The sequence below is a fragment of the Desulfovibrio legallii genome (genome assembly GCF_900102485.1).
Taxonomy (GTDB): Bacteria; Desulfobacterota; Desulfovibrionia; order Desulfovibrionales; family Desulfovibrionaceae; genus Desulfovibrio; species Desulfovibrio legallii_A.
In genome coordinates this window covers 89637-108978 of the sequence record NZ_FNBX01000008.1, presented here as the reverse complement: position 1 = coordinate 108978, position 19342 = coordinate 89637, and the positions used below count along the sequence as shown (strand labels likewise).

Genomic DNA, 19342 nt, shown 5'->3' with positions numbered 1-19342 from the left:
GGCTTGTGGCCCGGAGCCGCAAAAGCTACACTGGGGAAAAGCTCGCACCACACTGGAATCCCCATGCCGCAATCCCGTTTTTTGTCGCCGGGCCGGGCCGGGTTGCCCCCGGCCCTGATGTTTCAGGGCACCTGCTCCAACGCGGGCAAAAGCCTGCTTACGGCGGCCCTCTGCCGCCTGCTGGCCCGGCGCGGGCTGCGGGTGGCCCCCTTCAAAGCGCAGAATATGTCCCTCAATTCCTTCGTAACGGCGGAAGGGGGGGAAATGGGCCGGGCCCAGGTCTTGCAAGCCGCGGCCTGCGGCCTTGCGCCCGATGTGCGCATGAACCCGGTGCTGCTCAAGCCCACCTCCCAGACCGGCTCGCAGGTGCTGGTGCTGGGCCGGCCCGTGGGCCAGATGCGCGTGGCCCAATACCTGGAATATAAGCCCAAGGCCTGGCGGGCCGTGTGCCGCGCCTACCGCGAACTGGCGGAGGGCAAGGACGCGCTGGTGCTGGAAGGCGCGGGCAGCCCGGCGGAGATCAATCTGCGCGCCCACGATATCGTCAATATGCGCATGGCCCGCTATGCAGGGGCCCAGGTGGCCCTGGTGGCCGATATTGACCGGGGCGGGGCCTTTGCAGCCCTGGCCGGCACCCTGGCCCTGCTCACCCGCGCGGACCGGGCGCGCGTGGCCGGGCTTATCCTCAATAAATTCCGGGGGGACGCCAGCTTGCTGGACCCGGCCCTTACGGCCATCAGCCGCCGCACGGGCAAGCCCTTCTGGGGCGTGGTGCCCATGCTGGAGGATCTGCGCCTGCCGGAAGAAGATTCCGTAAGTTTCAAATCCGGGCTGACGCCAGGTCTGCACCTGGGCGCGGGGCCGGATGCCGGGGATCGCCTGGACGTGCTGGCCGTGGATTTGCCGCACGTCAGCAACGCCACGGATCTGGACGCCCTGCGCAATGAGCCTGGCGTGCGCCTGCGGGTGGCCCGCCGGGCCGAGGATTGGGGCGCGCCCGATGTGGTGGTGCTGCCCGGCAGCCGGAACACGGCGGCGGACGCGCGTTTTTTGCGGGCCAGCGGCCTGGCCGCATGCCTTGCGGCCTTTGCCGCCCGCGCCCTGGCCACGCGGCGCGGGGCGCTGGTGGGGGTATGCGGCGGCCTGCAGCTGCTGGGGGTGGAGGTTCTGGACCCCCTGGGCCTGGAAGAAGGGGGGCGGGAAGCGGGGCTTGATCTGCTGCCCCTGCGCACCACCCTGCGGGCGGCCAAAGAGCTGCGGCGTACAGAAGGCACAGCTTTGGCCGCGCTGACGGACGGCGGGGCAGACGCGGCTGTAGTGGGCTATGAGATCCACCACGGCCGCACGGAAGCGGCGGGCGGCACGGCGGCGCTGGCCGCTGCGGGAGCGACGCGGGTGCTGCTGCGGGACGCGGCGGGCGCGGCCCTGGGCTGGGGCCTGTGCGATGCCGGGGGCCTGGCGCGGGTTTGGGGCAGTTATCTGCACGGCCTGTTTGACGCGGACGCCTTCCGGCACCGGTTTCTGGCCGCGCGGCGCAAGGAGGCCGGGCTGGGCCCGGCCCGGCAGGCCGTCTACGACCTGGGGCCGGAGCTGGACCGCCTGGCCGACGCCGTGGAGGCGGCCCTGGACATGCCCGCCGTTTGCGCCGGCCTTGGGCTCTGAAAGGCCGCGGGCCGTTACGGCCTTGCAACGTTGAAAGGCCGCGGCGTCTGCCCGCGCAGCCGTCCGCTGCGGAGGCGTAAGCGCAATTTATTTGCGCCGTTAAGCGCCGAAACGCGCGTGCCGTAAACTTTGAGAATACCTATTCTCAAGGTTAGTCTGCTCTAGAGCGACGTGGTCAGATCCTTGCCCAGCACCTTGTTGAGGACAAACAGGGGCGCCAGAACGGAAACGATGAGGATGGCCCCGTAGGCCGAAGCCGGGCCGAAGTCGCCGCTGCCGATGTACTGAAAGATCTGCACGGTCATGGTGCTCCACGGCCCGTAATAGAGCACAATGGTGGAGCTCAGTTCCGCCAGCGTCGTTACCCACATGATAATGGCCCCCGCCGCCACGCCAGGCAGCATGGCGGGCGCCACCACCTTAAGGAAGGTGCGCAAGGGCGGCACCCCCAGGCTGATGGAGGCCTCCTCCACCGAGACCTCTATCTGACGCAGCAGGGCGGAGGTGGTTTTGACGGAAAAGGGCGTTTTGCGGATAAAGTAGGCCAGCACAATGATCACCCAGGTGCCGGTAAGCGCCACGGGCCCCGTGTTGTAGGTGGCGGCCAGGGCAATGCCCAGCACGGAACCGGCGATGACCAGAGGCAGCATCATGGCCAGGTCCAGGGCATAGCCGATGGCCCCGCCCTTGCGCACGATGAGGTAGCTGACCGCCAGGCCGAAAACCATGCCGATGACGGTAGCCGTGGTGGACAAAAAGAAGGAATTGAGGATGGGCCTGGGGGCCACCTGCAGCGCTATGAGCAGGTTGTCCAGCGTAAACTGGCCGTAATAGAGGACCGGGCCGCTGGTTTTGGTGACCGCCGCCACCATGACCATGGCAAAAGGCGCCAGAGAAACGAAGACGATAAGGGCGCAGAAGCCCCAGGCCAGGGCCTTGCCCAGGGGGGGCAGCGCTTTGATTTCCGGCGGGCGCAGTGCGGACATGGCGTAGTTTTTTCGCTCAACCCACATTTTCTGCAGCACGGTAAGGGCCAGGGTCACCACCACCAGCACCGTGCTCAGGGTGCCGGCCATGGAAGGGTTCCCCCCCATTTCGCTGACAAATTCGCTGTAGGCCTGTTCCGCCAGCACCTTATAATCGTTGCCGATAATGGTGGGCACGCCGAAGTTTTCAATGGACATGCAAAAAACGATCAGCGCGCCGGAGGCGATGGCGGGCGTGACCACCGGCAGGGTGACGGTGCGGAAGACCCGCCAGGGCGAAGCCCCCAGGTTGCGGGCGGCTTCTTCCAGCGATCTGTCCACGGAGTTGATGGCCGCGCCGACCATAAGAAACACGAAGGGGAAGAACTGCAGGGTGAACACCAGCACCACGCCCTGCCAGCCGTAAATGCTGGGAATGTGCAGGCCCAGGTCGGCAAAAAAACGGGTAAGGATGCCGTTGCGGCCCAGGAGCAGAAGCCAGGCTTCCGCGCCGATGAAGGTGGGCAGGATCAGCGGCAGGGTGCCCAGGGTGCGCAGCACGGTTGCGCCGGGCAGCTTGTAGCGGGTGGTAAAAAAGGCAAAGGGCACGCCGATGAGCACGCTGAACAGCGTGGCCAGGCCGCTCATGAACAGGCTGTTCCACAGGCAGCGGCGGTAAAAGGGCGTGGTCAACACGCTGGCGTAGTTCTCCCAGGTAAAAGCGCCGGTCTCCGGGCTGAGGAGGCTGGCCTGAAAGATGGCGGACATGGGGTAGACCACCAGCAGGACAAGCGTCAGCGCCGCCAGTACAAAAATCAGATTCCAGACGGAAAAAAGTCTGCGCAGCGTCATCAGTTGTCCACCCTGACCGGGCTGGCTGGCGCGAAGCACAGCCGGATCGGATCCCCCGGCTTTTTGGCCTCCCTGCCGCGCAGGGCGGGCACGTCCACGCGCAGCGTCGCGCCCAGCGCCGCCACATGATAAACCATGGTGGCCCCCAGAAACATCACGTCGCGCACCTGCCCGTCAAAGGCGTTGGTTGCCGCCGCATCCGGGCCGGCTTCGCGCAGCCAGTCCGGGCGCAGCATCATACGCAGGGCCTGGCCCTGGCGCGGCGCGTCGTCCAGCAGCACCGCAAATTCCTTGTCGGCGCACTGCATCCGGGCCGTTTTACTTGCCGGATCCCAGTTCAGGGGGCGCATTTCCAGCAGGTTGCAGGCGCCCATAAATTCCGCCGTAAACTGGTTGACGGGCGCAAAATAGATGCCCTGCGGGCTGTCCACCTGCTGCAGCCTGCCGTTGTAAAAAATGGCCACCCTGTCGGAAACGGCCATGGCCTCTTCCTGATCGTGGGTTACATAGATGGTGGTGATGCCGAGGGTTTGCTGGATCTGGCGTATTTCTTCGCGCATGGTGACGCGCAGTTTGGCGTCCAGGTTGGAGAGGGGCTCGTCCATAAGCAGGACGTCCGGGCGGATAACCAGGGCGCGGGCCAGGGCCACGCGCTGCTGCTGGCCGCCGGAAAGCTGGCGGGGGTACCTTTCGCGCAGGTCCAGAAGCTGCACGGCCTCCAGAATTTCCGCCACCCGGCTGCGGATGGTTTTGTGGGGAAGTTTGCGCGCCGCCATGCCGTAGGCCACGTTGTCAAAAACCGTCATGTGCGGGAACAGGGCGTAGTTCTGGAAAACCATGCCCGTATTGCGCAGGTGGGCGGGCAGGGAAAGGATGGATTTGCCGCCGAAGCGGATGTCGCCGCTGTCGGGGTCGTTAAAGCCGGCAATCATGCGCAAGAGGGTGGTCTTGCCACAGCCGCTGGGGCCCAGAAGGGTAAAAAATTCGCCGTCGCCGATTTTCAGATTTACGTTGTCAACTACCCGCAGCTGGCCGAATTGTTTGACGATATCCACAAGCTCTATGTGCACTGGCGTATCCTTGGCTTAAACGCCCCAGGGGCCGCAAGGCCCGCGCAGGGGCTTGCGGCCCCCCGTGGGGCTGGCGGTCATGAAAAAAACGGGGCCGCGTTCAGGGCATGGTCCGCCCCGCGCCCTGAACGCGCTGGCTACTTTTGCAGGACCTGTTTTTTCCACCAGGCAAGCAGCTGTTTTTGCAGGGTATTGGCTTCAGCCGGATCATAATCGCGCAGCAGGGTTATTTCCTGCAGCGTGGGCATGTCCTTCACCGTAACGGCGTCCGGCCGGGCGGGGCGGCGGAAGTATTTCTGGAAGATGCCGTCCACCACGGGTTGCGAAAGCAGGTAGTCCACCAGGGCTTTGGCTTCTTCCGGGTGTTTGCAGCCGGCGATGATGGCGGCGCCCTCGGGCGCGGCGATAACGCCGTCCGCGGGGTAGACTACGCGCACGTCCTTGGCGCCGCCCGCCACATAGCGATGGGCGGCGTATTCCATGGTGATGGCCAGGGGGAACTCCCCTTCGGCGGTGCCCTTGTAAACAAGGCTGGAGCTGTCCAGAATTTTGACGTTGTCGATAAGTTTTTTCAGGCCGTCCCAGCCGTACAGTTTATAGATGCCGTACACCTGCGCATAGGCGGAGCCGGATTTCAAGGGGTTGGCCATGACCACCTTGTTTTTCCATTTGGGGTCCAGCAGCTCTTTCCAGGATTTGGGCAGCTCTGCGGGCGGCACCAGGCGGGTGTTGGCCATGATGACCATCAGGTGCATGTTGGCGGCGGTCCAGCGGTGGTCTTTTTCCACAAAGGCTGCGGGCAACGCGGCGGCCTGGGGGGATTTGTAGGGCATGAAGTCGGCCTTGGCGTTGTCCAGCACGGCCACGTCGCCGCTCCAGAAGACGTCGCAAAGGGGGTTCGCCCTTTCCGCAGCAATGCGCTTCATGGCTTCGCCGGTACCCATGCGCACCACCGTGAGCTTGATGCCCGTCTTTTTTTCAAAATCCAGCGCAATGGCGTCCAGCATGTCGGGCTGGTTGGAGGAGTAGAGAACCACCTCTTTGGCCGCAGCGGCCACAGCAAGGCCCAGCGTGAGTACAACCAGCGCCAACAGCGCGCACAGCTTTTTGCAATAAACGTTCATCTGACCCCCCAGGCAATATGTCATGAAGAAAGTGCAGTCATCCGACGATAATAGCGAAAATACGCTCCCAAAACACGGAGGTCAAGGCTGCGCGGCGCGTTTCCTTTCCCCCGCCTCACAGGCCACGACCTATCCCTGACGGCGGGGGTTGAGGGCAATGCGGTTGCGCTCCACGGCCACGGCCAGTTCCGGCAGCAGGTCGTGGAGGGCGTTTATGTCATTGGCGCGGGCGGCGCGTTCCACGCAGCGGGCCATGCGGGCCAGGACGCGGAAGCCGAAGGAGTCCGATTCCGCGGCTATGCGGGCGGCGGCTTCGCCCACCACGCGGCAGCGGCGGTTGTGGTAGCCTTCCTGGGCGTCTTCCATGGCGGCGTCCAGGCGTTCCACCAGACGGAGGAGGGCGGCGTCCGCCTGCTGCGGCGGGACCAGGAAGGGGGCTGCCGTGGGTGGCGCGGGTTGGGCGGCCTGCGGGGCGGCTTCGGGCGCTGCCCCCGTGGGGGGCGTGGCCGCAGCGGGTGTGGGGGCGGCTTCGGCGCTATGGGCCTGGTCGTCGGGCGCGGCTCCGGCGATGAAATTAACGATTGAGGCGTCCTTGGCGGCGCGGCCCGGGCTGCCGGCGGGCGCAGCCTGCGGGGCGGCTTCGGGCTCCGCCCTGGCAGCTTCGTGTCCATCGCCCAAGCCGCCCAGGAGCTTCAGGATAAGCCTGCCCGCGGCGGTGCGGGGCATTTCCCGCGGCGGTGCAAAGACGGACTGCGGTTCCGGCCTGCCCGTGAGGGTCAGGGGCGTCCTGGGCGGGCGTTCCTCTGCGGCGGCGGCGCGGCCCGGCTGCGACAGGGGCTGCGTTGCGGCAGGCTTTGGCCGGGGCGCGGCTGGGGCGGGCGGCTGGGTGCTTGGCGCTGCACCGCCCGGCTTTTTGGGGATGGGCATGGGTTCGCCCACCCATTCGCCTGCGGTGGAGATGCTGGGGCTCACATAGCGCCGGTGGTCCTGTCCAGGCGTGGACGCGGGCGGCGCGGCTGGCGCCGCCGGTTGCGCAGCCGCGGCTGCGGGCTGGGCGGAAGCCTGGGGTCGGGCTGTGTTTACGGGCGTGCCCAGGGGCATGGGCTCGCCTACCCATTCGTCGGCCAGGGCGCGGTCCGCCCAACTGGCGGAACCCGTGGGGGCTGCGGAGCCGGGCATGGCTGCGGCCGCCGGGGGCGCGGCGGAAGCAGCCTGCGGGGGCAGGGGGCTTGCGGGCGTGGGGGGCGCAGGCGCGGCGGCCTGGGGCACTTCTGATTCCGTAGCCTGAAGTGCGGCCTGGGGTGCGGCGTCGGCCGCGGGCGCGGCTGACGCTTCAGCAGCGGGCGGTTGCGGCGGCGTCTGCGCCGCGCTGGGGGCAAACGTCTGTTCCGGTGGCTGTTCCGGCGTCTGTTCCGATGTCTGTTCCGATGTCTGGGGAGCGGCAGCTTCGGCTTCCGCAGCGCCCACGGGCGTGAGCACGGCTTCGCCGGGGCGTTGGGCCAGCAGGGCTCCGGCTGTGGCTGCAGAGACGGAAGGCTCCTCCCACTGGGGGCCGCCCAGGCCCGCGGAGGCCAGAAACGCGTCGTGCTCTGCCGCGGCGGGCGGCTGGTGCGCCGCAGGTTCGGCGGCATCTGGGGCAACGGCTTCCGGGGCAACGGCTTCCGGCGCGACGTCGGCTGTCGCGGCAGGCGGGACAGATGTTTCCGGCGCGGCGGCGTCGGTTGCGGGGCGCGGGCCAAGAACCATATCCTGGAAGGCCGCGGCGGCGGGTTCCGGTTTCGGAGCGGACGCGGCGGCCGGGCCGAAGGGATCCGGTCCGAAGAGGTCGGGCAGCGGGGGATTTTCTTCCGGTTCCGCCGGTTCCGGAGCAGGGGGAGCGGCGTCCTGCGGCGCGGGAGTATCCTGCGCCTCAGAAGGAGGCGTTCCTGCCATATCCGTTGCGTCCGCAGCCGGGACCGGGGCGGCGGAGACTGCCGACGTCCCGGCTGCGCTTGGCTGGTCGGCGCGTTCGGGGCGGGCTTCCGCGTCCGCAGCGGCGCCGGCAGCGCCTGCCGGAATGTCGGCAAACGCGTCTGTCGGAACGTCTGCCGGAACGTGGGGTGAAACACTGGCGAGGTCGTCGGGCCCTGGGACATCGTCGGCCTGAGGCCGCGCCGCCGTGGCGGAAGGCGTCGGCGCTTCAGGTTCCGGGTCCGGCAGGGCGAGGGCCGTGGGGCCGTTCTCCTGCGGTGCGGGTTCCGGCTGCGGCGTGGGGGCCGTTGCCGCCGTGTCGGCTGTGGTTGCCGTGGAGGGGCCGAACAGATCGGGCAGCGGGGCGTTTTTCTGAGGGGCTTCCGCGTCTACGGGGGGCAAGGGGCTGTCCGGCCGGATTCCGGCCTCGTCCAGCACTTCGCGCAGGGTGGCGGCAAATGCGGCGGCGTCCAGGGGCGTGAGCAGGGCGTGGGTATAGCCCGTTTCCGCCAGGTCGTCCCAGTGCCGCTGGTTCCGCGTCACGGCCAGGGCCTTGAACGCGCCAAGCCCGGCGCGCTGGGCGTCCGCCTCGAAGCGCCCCAGCATGTCGGCCTGGGCCGGGCCGTGCTGGGGGTGAAAGACGGTCAGCAACACGGCGGGGCTGGCGGCGTTGTTGTTCAGGGCGGCCTCCGGGTCGGGGGCTGCGGCGCAGCGGCAGCCCGCCTCCCGGCACAGGCGGATCAGGGTTTCCCGCTCCTCTGCGTCCGCGCCCGCTACGGCCACTGTGGGCGCGGCGGCCGGGGCGGCCTGGGGGGCGGTTTCCGCCTCTTCTTCCCCTTCCAGGGGCTTCAGGCGCAGGGTAAAGGCAATGGACGCGCCCTGCGGGCCGCTGTCCACAGTAAGGTAGCCGTTGCAGGCCCCGGCCAGCTCCCAGGCCTGGAGCAGGGCCTGACCGGAGCGCTGGCGCGGCGGCAGGCCTGCGCCCGTATCCGTAACGGTAAACAGTAGGTGGCCGGGGTCTGCGCTTTCGGGCACGCGCCGCACGGTCAGGTGCACGGCTCCCCGCGCTGTGGCGCGCACGGCGCTTTCCAGCAGGTCGCCCAGCACCTGGCGCAGGGCCTGCCCTGGCCCTTCATATACATGGCCCAGCAGGGGCGGCAGGTACCAGGCCAGGCCAATGCCCGCGTTTTCCGCCGTCACGGCCACGGCGTCGTGGGCCTCGCGCACCAGATGCTGGAGGTTGAAGGCGGCGCGGGCGGGCGGTCCGGCGCTGGCCGGCGACAGCGCGCCCGGATTGTCCAGGGCGCGGGCCAGGTCGTCCGCCGCGCTGCGCAGGTTTTCCGCGTGCTGGCGCACGGCCGGGGGCAGCGCGCAGCCCAGCAGGGCCGCGCCTTCCCGCAGAATTTTTTCCAGAGGCGGGCGCAGGGCATCCCGATCCGCAAAGGCAGCCGGGGCGGGGGCTGCGGCGCGGGACGCGGCCTTTGCGGGCGGCGTCCAGTCTTGGCCGTCGGGCAGGCCGGAAAGATCGGGCAGGCCGTCAGTGGGCAGGGGATCCAGGCTGGGCAGCAGGCGCAGGTTGGGGTCGTCCAGGGGCTGATCCAGGGTGATGACGTCCGTATGCGCGGCGCTGCCCGATGTGGCGGCCTCCGGCCGGGCCGGGTCTTCAGCCAGAGCCAGGAGGGGATCCGGAGCGGCGGCGTTCTTGGGGGTGGCCGCCATGTCTTTGGGCTGGCCCGTGCCCGCAATGAGCAGGGCGCTCAGGGCCGTGCCCCAGAGGGGGGCGGCGGCCAGCAGCCCGGCGGCGTAGCCCTGGTCCAGGCCCAGCAGGCTGGCGGCCACGAACAGGGGCGGCAGCAGGCAGCCCAGCAGAAAGCGCCGCGCGCCGCCCAGGCCCATGAGCGCGCCGGCCAGGGCCGTGGGCGCGAACAGCACGGTGCAGGCGGGCCAGAGGGCCAGATAGCGCACCAGCCAGCCGAAGCCGGGCAGCAGGGGCAGCAGGGCGAGCGCCGCGCCGGGCAGGGAAAGCAGCAGAAACTGCGCGTCCAGAGCGCGGGAGCGGCCGCGGGTGCGCAGCAGGTGCCGCCCCACATGGGGCAGCAGCATGAGCGCCAGGCCGGGCGCAAGCACGGCGGCGGCCTCCGCCGGGGTGATGCGGCCTTCGCCGTAGGCGGGCATGCCCAGCACGGCCTGGAGCAGGGCCACGCCCACATAGAGGGCCGTCCAGCCGCGCCACTGGCCTTTCTCTGAAAGACCGCGCAACAGACAGAGCAAAAGCACCACGCCCAGGGCCAGCACGGCCGCCGTGCCAGCCAGGCTGTCCCAGTTGCTGGCGGCGTCCTGCGGGGTGCGGAGCGTAGGGGCGAACCACGGCCCCGGCAGGCCGTCCAGGCGCAGGTAGCAGGTCAAAGGCTGGGCGGCGGCTTCGGGCAGCAGGAGTACATTGCGCTGGCTGGGGGTTGTTTCGCGCCATTCCGTAGCTTCCGTAAGGGGGTCGGTGTGGGGCGCGTAGAGGATGGGGCCCGCGGGCACGGCGGGGCCCAGATCCAACAGCAAGGCGGCCGGGCGCAGGCCCTGCGGCAGCGGGGCCAGCGTAAAGCGCAGCCAGAGCACGCCCGTGGTCCGGGGCAGGGCCGGGAGCGACAGGGGCTTGAAGGCGGCGGCGTTGGCCGGGGCCGCCGCTTCGTCCACGTCCATGCTGCCCGTGGGGTCAAGAAAAGCGTCCAGGTAGGGGAGCAGGCCCATGTGGGGCGCGCTGGGCATGGCCGGTACCGGACCCGCCTGCCCGCGCCCGGGCAGCCCGCAGAGGACATACAGGCAGAGCAGCAGCGCGCCGAGCGTTGCGGCCAGGCGGCGCTGCGCCCAGGCGCGGGCAGGCGGGCCTTTGCGGGAGGAAGGGGCTGCCTGCGGCGGGGTGGGAAGGCCCTCCGGCACGGCGGCTGCGGTGCGGATCTGCCCGTCGCGGGCGTTCGGGGCCGGGGCTCGGCTGGAGGAAGGGTCTGGGCCCGAAAAGAATGCAGTCATGGATGCTCCGCCTGTGTCTCTGCCGCGAAGGCGGCCTATTGCCGGATGAGGTCGGCCACCGCCTTGCCGTCAGGGGCGCGGGCCGCGGGGTTGACCGCCAGCAGACGCTGCCAGGCTTTGATGGCGTCCTCCTTGCGCTTGAGGTCGTAGTAGAGGACCACGCCTTCGTTGAACATGGCGTTTTCGTGGCGCGGGTTGACGGTGGAGGCGCGGCGGAAGTCGGCTACGGCTTTTTCAAATTCCCCCAGTTCCCTGTGCATGATGCCGAGGTCGGTGAGCACGTCGGGGTTGTCCGGGGCCAGGGCCAGGGAGCGCTCGTAGGCGGCCGCGGCCTTGCGGGCCTGGCCAGTGTCAAAATAGAGGTTGCCCAGGCTGGTCCAGGCGACGGCGTCGTTGGGGGCGGCCAGCACGGTTTTTTCCAGCTCCGCAATTTTGGCGGCCAGTTCCGGCGGCATGGGGGGCTGACTTTCCTGCGCGGCAGAGGGCGTTGCGGCGGGAGCGGCCGGGGCGGGCGCTTCCGCCTGGGCCTGCGGCCGGGGGCCGGAATCCGACGCGGGCGCGAACAGGGAAGGCGCGAGCGAACCGACGTAGAGGCCCAGCACCAGGGCCAGGGCCACGGCCAGGCCGAAGACCAAGGGGCTTACGGCGCGTTTGGGCGGCACGCCGTGCTGCGCGCGGCTCTGCGCCTGGGGGGCCGCGGCTTCCCCCTGGCCTGCGCCGGACATCGCGCCGGTCGCGGCGTCGCCCGGCGTTTTTGCCTGGGCGTCGCTTCCGCCCTTTTCGCTCTTTGCACTGGCCATACAACCTCCTGAAAGCCGACGACTGCGGCCGGTTTGCCTGCAAGGCAGCCTACAACCTGCGTCTGAAAGAGGCAAGCCCGCTCCGGCCGGGCGCGGCAACAAACGCGGCGTGCGGGCCATCCGGCGGCGGACGAACCAGGCGGCGGGCAGGGCGGGTGCGCCATGTTCGGGGCCGCCACTGGAACGTCCTTTGGCATGAGCGCGATGCCACCTTCGCGGACGGGGGAAGGAGGCAGGTGCGGGCGCGCTTGCGTGGGGCGGCAAGCATCGCATGGTCCCTGCGTGACGTAGATGGGGAGGCAGGTGCGGGCGCGCTTGCGTGGGGCGGCAGTGCCGGCCGTAACGAGCCCCCCGTCAGCGTGGTGCTGTCCCGCGCGGATGCCGGATTGCGCGCCGCGCTTGGCGGTTTTTGTTTGAATCTTGCGTCGGTTCCGCGTATACTGTCGCCGCCCCGCAGGTCGGCAGCGACCGGGGCCCGCTCCTCGGGCGGAGGGATGGCAGAGCGGTTGATCGCGGTGGTCTTGAAAACCATTTGGGGTTTGCGCCCCACGGGGGTTCGAATCCCTCTCCCTCCGCCAAACGCCTTACTGCATATGGAGCGCGATATGTTAAAAAAGCTGCGGGGTACTTTGCCAAGGAGCTGCTGTGCGATATGCCGCAGTCAACATTTTGCGACAAATATCCTGCCCGGCTTATTTACTTGATTTTGCGAGCGTCTGTCGGTGGATACTACGCCTGGGTCAAACGCGACGCGGTCCCATCAGACAAGGCGGCTCGCCGGAGGCGAAGTCCTGGCTGTCCACCAAAATGACGCAGAACAGTTGCGCCAGGTGAGTGACATGACCTACATGCTCACACGGCAACGCCGGGGATATCTTGACGGAATCAAGATATTGTTACAACAATGGCCCCATGAAGAGCTTCTGGGACTTGTTGAAAAATGCGTTAGTGCATCGCAAATCTACGGCTTGCCAGCTGAAGCCATTATAATAGATGTAGCGAAGTATATTGAGATTTTTTACAATCGGCAAAGACTACAGACAGCACTCGGCTACCTAGCTCCGGCTACGTTTGTCAGGCGCTGCCTGCTGGACGCAACGCTGCCGAATGCCGCTTAACCTGGCTTCCGAATTTGACGACCTACCTCACTTGTACCCCATAAACCCCTTCAACAAGTCCTGAAAATTTTTAGGCTGATACTTTTCAAAACTCTCCTGGTCCGCAAAAACAAAATCGAATTGACTGCCAGACTGTACTTTGTTGATATCTTCGCACCACTGGCGCAGGCGCTCCATCTTGAGCGGCACGTCAAGGTCTTCCTGCCCCTTGGTTTCCACTATGACGACTTTGTTACCCGGAAGTTTAACAATGAAGTCCGGGTAGTAATTGGATATGTCGCCGTCAGCGTTGACGTAATCCAGCTTGAAGTTCACGGCGAAGTAGTTTTTGGCGTAGGAAATAATATCCGGGCATTTTTCCAGGAAACTGGCGAACACCAGCTCAAAATGGCTGTCGCCTACAATGCGGCTGAAAATACTTTTTTGCGGTATCAGGCTGGCCTGATCTTTCACCATAAAGGGGCGGGTTTTCCGTAACTTGATAGAATCTCTAATTTCCGCATCCCCCTTGTCTTTCACCGTCAAGCTGTTAATGGCCTTTTTTATGGTGTCAACGATGGTTTTGGCGGCCTCAAGCTCGGAGAGGTTGCGCAGGGTGTTGGGGCTGTTCAGGTCTACTTCCTGCGTGAACAGTTCATCCCGCACAAACTGCTTCACCTTGCCGTAGAGAACGTCATACCCGCTGAACAGGCGCAGTTCCTTCATAATCGTTTGGGCAAAGTAGCCGAGAACGCTGCGGTAGTCGGCTATGCCTGCGGTGTCCAGAATCGTTGTGTGCGCCACTTCTCCGGTGGTGATGTCTTTGAAGACTATCTCCCGCTGCTCTTCTTCGGAAAAATGTCGGTATGCGACTTTTTTGTGCGGCAGCGCCGCCACGTCCAGATCGGCGAGATTTTTATATTCCCTATACACACGCGGCGTCATGACCGGAATTTCGATATCCAGTGCGCCAATATCCTTTTGGGTGTTTTCGTTATCCACCTCAACAACCATAGGCGTTTTTGGCTTTGTGTCTTCACCCATGGCCTTGCGCTCCAGTTCCACGCCTTCGGCCTGGATGGACTCGACAAACTCCATGAACGCATCCGTGCCGACGACACTGACATATTCTTCAATGCCGCCGCGATACATTTTTCGCAGGCCGCGCCCCAGGGTCTGTTCCGGCAAAATGTTGCTCTTGGAGGAATAGGCCCGCAGGCCGACAATGGTGGTCACGTTGCGCACGTCCCAGCCTTCTTTCAGCATTAGGACGGATACAATGGCCTTATAGGGGCTGCTGCCGTCGTCAATTTCATTGGATTGCTTGCGCAAGCGCTCAAGCTCTTCTTTGGCCTTGCCGGAGGCCGCCTCGGAGAGTTCACCGTTGTTTTTGGTATGGATGACAAGAACGGCGTCTTTCAAATCCGGGTAGTGGGCCTCCAGGTATTCGGCCACGTCATCGCAGTTGCGCGTATCATCTGTCATAACAAACAGCACAGCCTTTTTGCCGAGCTTTTGGTGCTCTTCATAAGCCTTACGCCATTCAATAACCCCAAGGTCGATATAATCGGCATACTTTTCCGTGTATTTGGCGCTTTGCCGTTCCACCAACTTGGCGCGGCTGGGAGCATCCGGCAACACCGGATGTTTTACGACATTCTGGAAGATGGCTTCGACCAGCGGATAATCCGCCACTGTTTGCACAAAAATAGCACCTTTGTTATGCTTCGGGGTGGCGGTAACGTCCACTTGCAGGCTCAAAGCCCCGCCTTTTTGCAGCAGGCGGTTGTGGATATCTTCAATGGACTTGAACCAGGCCAAGGAAGAATCATGAATGTGATGTGCCTCGTCATTGAGAATCATCAGTTCGTCAATGTCCCGGACAATCATGCCCAAGTCCACTTTTGAATCTGTCGTCGCGCCGGCTGGGCGCTTGCCGAGAAAGTAATCCATCGTGTTTTCATCGTCCGGAGAAGGCGGGATGTCTTCCCCGGCATAAACGCGGTGGATGTTGGTCAAAAAGATATTGCCCGTGAAGTGTGAAACGCGCACCTCATCCTGCTTGTGCAGGGTAAGCTGGAAATCATCGCGCCAGTTACGCCCGTCATAGCCATTGTCCGGCAAGACGGGATCGTCAAAGAAAATGCGCAATCCTTGAAAGTCTTTGTAGATTCTATCCAGAACGATGATGTTTGGGGCGATAACCAAAAAGTTGCGGGCAAGCTCGGAATCCGGCTCATACATTTTGTGGAAGTAGCTCCAGGCCAAAGCCAAGCTCATGACCTTGGTTTTGCCGCTGCCGGTGGCCATTTTGATGACCAGACGCAACCAGCTCTCATCAAACATGCTGGCGGACACATGCCCCGCGCTGTCAAAGCGCATCAGGTCGTATTTGTCCCGCGCTCCCACAACGTCATACAGGTAGACGATTGTTTCCAGGGCTTCACGTTGGGCAAAGAAATACTGGAACTCGGTCATGGTGCCGTCAGCCTGCGGCATAAGATGCGGTTCCTTGAACCACCAGTTCAAAAGGCTTCTGCTGGTATCGGTCGCGCCAACATAGCCGGAATCCCGAAACTCCTTTACCTTACGGCGTAAAGCCGCCACAAGGGGTGGCATAAGTTTTTCCATACTGGTGTCACGCAGGGCTTCATCAGCAGGGAACCAGCGCACAGCGGGGTCAAGGATGGCGTAGGGGGAATCGGGGAAATCAGGATGCAGAGCCACGGCATAACCTCAAAAATGGAGTTTCGATTTGTGTCTAAATGGGAATTCGTTGTCTTTACAGGATGTTTTTCAATTGGGGCTCCACGTTCTGTTTTGCGAACAAATGAGATCAACCCCAAAAAGGTATGTATTTGGCATAGCGTCTTGAACGATTTTCAGGGTCGTCAAGTTTGATCTTGCCGTCATTCACAGCGTCAGAAATGATGCGCGATATTGCCTCCGCCTTGCTTTCCGCCAGCTTGAACCGTTCGCGCAGGCTCTGGTTGGTCATTTTCTGATTGCTCACATAAAGCAGGCAGGCGTGCTGGTAGCAGGCCCGCACCCGTTCTTTGCGATCCATGTCGTCAAAGCTCTTATGGGCGAAAAGAACTACGCTGGTATGTTGTTCGCCGGTACGAAAATCCGGTGCGGGAAGCTGCCATGCCTCGGCAAAAGCCACAACTTTGTCGATGCCGCTACTTTTTTCTTCGCAGATGCGAAAGCGGCGCATGAGGTCGGTCAGGCGCTCGTTGCGCGATTTGTATTCGTCAATGAACCTGTCGGTGGGGATCAGGGGCGTGCCGGGATTGGTTATCTCAATCCGGTCACAATAGATTTCGAGCATCACGAAAGAACCGAAATCTTCCAAGTCCTGATGCACAAGAGCGTTGGCCACCAACTCACGAATGGCTATTTCCGGGTACATTCTGGTTTCAGTGCGTAGAGCCTGCCCGATTACTTCGTTGGCGGGTAGCTGGCTGTTGATGTAGCCGACAAGCCCTTCAAAACCGGCAGCGTAACCCTTGGCCCCGATTTGCTCACGCACAGTTTCCAGTTTGTTGGCTCCCTTGTAGACAACCACCCTGGGGGCTTTGCGGCTTAACTGCCCGAACTGGCGAAGGTCTTTGGCGAACAGTAGAGCGCCAAGGTTGGTGATGTTCCAGAGTCCTTCGGCCTCCACAATCAATTGTTCTTGCGCCAGACGGGCCAGAGCCGCATCCCGCGTTGCCGGGTACGGGAGCTGCATCAGGTCAAAGTAGCTCTGGGTATCAAGCAGCATGACCACATCTTCCGCGCTTGCTCCAGCGCGTGCGTAACGCAGCAAAAAGTCCGGATTCCCTTCGACAAAGATGCGCCGCAGCATGTCCTCGGACATGGGCATAAGGCTTTCGCCCACGCGCATGAGGTATGCGCCTTCATAGGTAAAAGCCGTTCCCGCCGGGCGGGGTGGGATATTGAAGGCCAGCACACGACCATCCGGATGCGTAACCTCTTCCACTTCCACGCGGAATTTGAGTTTGGAGAAAATCCGGCTTTTGATTTTGTCGGGGTTGGGGAAGGCGGCAGTTCCCACAACCTTGCGGGGTTGCTTGTCCGTTATGCCAAGCAGCAGCAGACCGCCGCCCTCGTTGCTCAAGGCGACGCAATATTTGAACAGTGTTTCCGTGTCATATTGTTGTTTGGCTTCCTTGAACTCAAGCCGTTCGTGCTCTCTGGGCGCGGCAATGATGCGGTCTATATCTTGTGCCAAAAGCATTAAATTCTCACTTCAATGATGGTCATGGTGTCGTTGCCGAAAATATCCACCACTTTGACGGCAATCTTGTAGGCGCCAGTGGGATATTCGTGGAAAACACTTTGTAATTCAAGGCTTCTGTTCTTTTTGGTGCGGAAGCTCTGCCATTCGTTTTCAAAAATATAGTCGCCCGTCCAGCTTTCTTCCATCTCGCCGGTATCCGGGTTCTTTTGGCGGATGATTTCGCGCTTGCTCTCAAAATTGAAGTCAACCGACCAATAATCAATCCAGTCCGTCCACTTTTGGGTCAGCACCTCACGGCTGACAATACCGTCCTTGTCCTTGCTGACTTTGACAATCTGCCCTTTTTCCACCACCACCTTGTTGGCCTTGTTCTTGAGGGTGGTTTCGGCGTTGGAGATGGAATCCTGCGAGTAGAACACGGAAAAGTCCGTGAGCTTTACGGCCACACTGTTCTTTTTATGCAGCGGCTTGACTTCGATGAAGGAAACATCATGAAAAACAACCTGGTTCTTTTCCACGGCCCGTTTGTCGAAAACTTCCGCCGGAATATACTTGGGCGCAATATCAATACCCTTGCCCCGCGCTTCGTCCAGCACGTTGGGGAACAGGCCCATTTCAAACTCAAAGCCAAGAATATCGACTTTGGTAATGTGCTTTTTGCGACACTCCAGAATGACTTCTTCCACAAACAGGCGCGTGACCGGCATGTTCACCGGGCCGATAACCACCATGCGCCCGTTACGCTTGCCATGGAAAGTGGTAAAGCCTTCCACGGCTTCCGCACGATAGGCGTTGAGAATAAGTTCAAGAAAAGCGGCTTCCTTGGCGGCAAGTTGTTGCTGCTTCTGCTCTTCGCGCAAGTCCTGGTTCACGCCGACATAGTGCTGGCGCTCATATCGGCCGAGGTTGAGGATTTCAAAGGCGCGGTAGTCCTTGCCTTCGGCCTTAAGCTGGCGTTGCACGCCGATCATGCGTTTGCGGGTGGTGTGGATGGCGAATTTGCCCAGGTCGGTGGCAATCCATTTGCGGCCGAGCTTTTCAGCCACGGCGGCGGTGGTGCCGGAACCGCAAAAGAAGTCGGCCACGAGGTCGCCTTTCTTGGAAGACACATTTATTACTTGCTCTATCAATGCAACCGGCTTTTGCGTGGGGTAGTAAACGCGCTCGTCTGAGGCTTTATTGATAATTGGAATATCCCACCAGTCACGCGGCGCAACACCAATTCTGTCGTTAAGGTAGTCTCTATAGGTTAACCCAGGATACCTTGCCTCATGTTCATGTCGTAGCCCGTCAGCAGCCTGTATGGGGCTCCCTTGGAGGTTGCGCCCACGAATTTGATATGGCCCTTTGCCATCATTATCATCAAACTTAAATTTTTCTCTTGTAATGTCGGAATATTCAGTTGCACCCTTTTCCCAATTAAAAGTGCGCAACTTGCTATTTGATTTTGCGTAAAAGAAAATTGTATCATGCTTGGGGTTGTAAAAGTTTAATTTTCTTTCTCGTTCTTTATAGCACCATATTATTTCATTCAAAAATAGTTCTTTCCCGAAAACTTCATCTAAGGCGAGGCGCATATAGCCGCTGACTCTCCAATCACAATGCACATAAATACTGCCGTCTTCCGCCAGCAAGTCCCGCATCAGCACAAGGCGTTCATAAATCATGCTGATAAACGAATCCGCCCCACGGCCCCATGTGTCCCTATACGCAATTTCTTCTAATATGTTCGGCTTCTTGGTGAAGGTCTCTTCGCCAACCTCAATATCCATGGAAAAATCCGCACCCACGTCAAAGGGCGGATCAATGTAAATCAGTTTCAAGCCGCCTTGGGCTTCTATGGCTTCGCGCATGGGGCCGCTTTTCAGTGACGAGAGAATGAGCTTGTTGTCGCCCCAGATCAGTTTGTTCGTCCAGCCCTTGAGCTGGCGGCCCCGCGAATCAACATTAAAAAGACTACTCTTGTACCCATCCCACTGGCTGACGAACTTTTCCGCACGCGGTTCGTCCACCTGCTCAATAGTCTGAAAAGGCAGCACAACATTGCATACTTCATTGGTCTTGCCGTTCCAGACAAGTTCCACCTCGCGTTTGTCGTCAAAAAGCAGAAAGCGGTACTTTTCCGGCAAGGGTTTGTCTGCCTCAATGTAGCGAATGATTTCCTGTTGCTCCTGGGGGGTGAGGCGTGGCATAACGGTGCTCCAAAATATTCAGCGGATTCTTGTGGTTTCAGTATCAATGCCCCTATAAGGTACAGTAGCGGCAGGCGAAAAACAAGGAAGGAGGCGCCAGCGCCTTGCAACGTTGCAACGCCCTAAAACGCGCCGCCGTCTTGTCCCCCCCCAAAAAAAATTCGTTTTTTTTCTGCCGTCGGGCCTAGCCCCGTTGTTTTTCAGCGTAGAACACGATAAGCACAACCGAGAGTGGATTCCGCCCTGCCTGATGACGAATGCAGTTAGAGTTTTTTCTCTGTATTTCGGCCAGTTGGAAATGGATTTTCGGGTAAATCCAAGCGGATGCGCGCAGCTTTGACGGCGCCTGCTCTGGTCACGGGG

The 19342-nt window shown here is 62.5% G+C and carries 10 protein-coding genes and 1 tRNA gene; 3 read left to right on the top strand and 8 right to left on the bottom strand.

Features of this window, described 5'->3' with window-relative positions; all coding sequences use genetic code 11:
• Positions 1–63 precede the first annotated feature (63 nt).
• On the top strand, positions 64–1662 hold the full coding sequence (locus BLS55_RS06480; RefSeq protein ID WP_257243155.1) for a cobyric acid synthase: 1599 nt from the start codon (positions 64–66) through the stop codon (positions 1660–1662).
• Positions 1663–1823: 161 nt separating this feature from the next.
• On the opposite strand, the gene BLS55_RS06475 is transcribed toward BLS55_RS06480, so the two are convergent.
• The 5 genes from BLS55_RS06475 to BLS55_RS06455 all read right to left on the bottom strand — a co-directional run bounded on the left by BLS55_RS06475 (position 1824) and on the right by BLS55_RS06455 (position 11444).
• Complete coding sequence (locus tag BLS55_RS06475) at positions 1824–3479, bottom strand: ABC transporter permease (protein ID WP_092153547.1); 1656 nt, start codon at positions 3477–3479, stop codon at positions 1824–1826.
• Positions 3479–4549 carry an ABC transporter ATP-binding protein gene (locus BLS55_RS06470; RefSeq protein ID WP_143339528.1) on the bottom strand — a complete coding sequence of 357 codons (1071 nt, stop codon included), beginning with the start codon at positions 4547–4549 and terminating at the stop codon, positions 3479–3481. Before BLS55_RS06470 ends, BLS55_RS06475 begins: the two co-directional genes overlap by 1 nt.
• 137 nt (positions 4550–4686) lie before the next feature.
• Positions 4687–5673: an ABC transporter substrate-binding protein gene (locus tag BLS55_RS06465; protein WP_180365413.1), complete on the bottom strand. Its 987-nt coding sequence runs from the start codon at positions 5671–5673 to the stop codon at positions 4687–4689.
• A gap of 129 nt (positions 5674–5802) precedes the next feature.
• Complete coding sequence (locus BLS55_RS06460; RefSeq protein WP_092153543.1) at positions 5803–10644, bottom strand: ATP-binding protein; 4842 nt, start codon at positions 10642–10644, stop codon at positions 5803–5805.
• A 35-nt stretch (positions 10645–10679) separates the two neighbouring features.
• Positions 10680–11444 carry a tetratricopeptide repeat protein gene (locus BLS55_RS06455; RefSeq protein ID WP_092153541.1) on the bottom strand — a complete coding sequence of 255 codons (765 nt, stop codon included), beginning with the start codon at positions 11442–11444 and terminating at the stop codon, positions 10680–10682.
• Between the two features lie 488 nt (positions 11445–11932).
• Between BLS55_RS06455 and BLS55_RS06450 the strand changes: the two genes are divergently transcribed.
• Together BLS55_RS06450 and BLS55_RS11885 are read left to right on the top strand one after the other, a co-directional pair.
• Positions 11933–12022: transfer RNA gene (locus BLS55_RS06450), tRNA-Ser, on the top strand.
• Between the two features lie 261 nt (positions 12023–12283).
• Positions 12284–12562, top strand: coding sequence for a hypothetical protein (locus tag BLS55_RS11885; RefSeq protein WP_143339527.1), 279 nt, complete (start codon positions 12284–12286; stop codon positions 12560–12562).
• Between the two features lie 27 nt (positions 12563–12589).
• On the opposite strand, the gene BLS55_RS06445 is transcribed toward BLS55_RS11885, so the two are convergent.
• The 3 genes from BLS55_RS06445 to BLS55_RS06435 form a co-directional block, all read right to left on the bottom strand.
• The gene (locus tag BLS55_RS06445; protein ID WP_092153539.1) at positions 12590–15268 is read right to left on the bottom strand and encodes a DEAD/DEAH box helicase family protein; all 2679 of its coding nucleotides are present in this window, start codon (positions 15266–15268) and stop codon (positions 12590–12592) included.
• A gap of 109 nt (positions 15269–15377) precedes the next feature.
• Complete coding sequence (locus BLS55_RS06440; RefSeq protein ID WP_092153537.1) at positions 15378–16784, bottom strand: ATP-binding protein; 1407 nt, start codon at positions 16782–16784, stop codon at positions 15378–15380.
• Positions 16784–18979, bottom strand: coding sequence for a site-specific DNA-methyltransferase (locus BLS55_RS06435; protein WP_092153535.1), 2196 nt, complete (start codon positions 18977–18979; stop codon positions 16784–16786). The genes BLS55_RS06440 and BLS55_RS06435 overlap by 1 nt, the downstream gene beginning before the upstream one ends.
• Positions 18980–19342 lie beyond the last annotated feature (363 nt).

What these genes read in the sequence shown, in the direction of transcription:
- BLS55_RS06480 (WP_257243155.1), top strand. Translation starts at nt 64, where the DNA reads ATGCCGCAATCCCGTTTTTTGTCGCCGGGCCGGGCCGGGTTGCCCCCG.
- BLS55_RS06455 (WP_092153541.1), bottom strand. Translation starts at nt 11,444, where the DNA reads ATGGCCAGTGCAAAGAGCGAAAAGGGCGGAAGCGACGCCCAGGCAAAA.
- BLS55_RS06475 (WP_092153547.1), bottom strand. Translation starts at nt 3,479, where the DNA reads ATGACGCTGCGCAGACTTTTTTCCGTCTGGAATCTGATTTTTGTACTG.
- BLS55_RS06435 (WP_092153535.1), bottom strand. Translation starts at nt 18,979, where the DNA reads ATGCCACGCCTCACCCCCCAGGAGCAACAGGAAATCATTCGCTACATT.
- BLS55_RS06440 (WP_092153537.1), bottom strand. Translation starts at nt 16,784, where the DNA reads ATGCTTTTGGCACAAGATATAGACCGCATCATTGCCGCGCCCAGAGAG.
- BLS55_RS11885 (WP_143339527.1), top strand. Translation starts at nt 12,284, where the DNA reads ATGACCTACATGCTCACACGGCAACGCCGGGGATATCTTGACGGAATC.
- BLS55_RS06465 (WP_180365413.1), bottom strand. Translation starts at nt 5,673, where the DNA reads ATGAACGTTTATTGCAAAAAGCTGTGCGCGCTGTTGGCGCTGGTTGTA.
- BLS55_RS06460 (WP_092153543.1), bottom strand. Translation starts at nt 10,644, where the DNA reads ATGACTGCATTCTTTTCGGGCCCAGACCCTTCCTCCAGCCGAGCCCCG.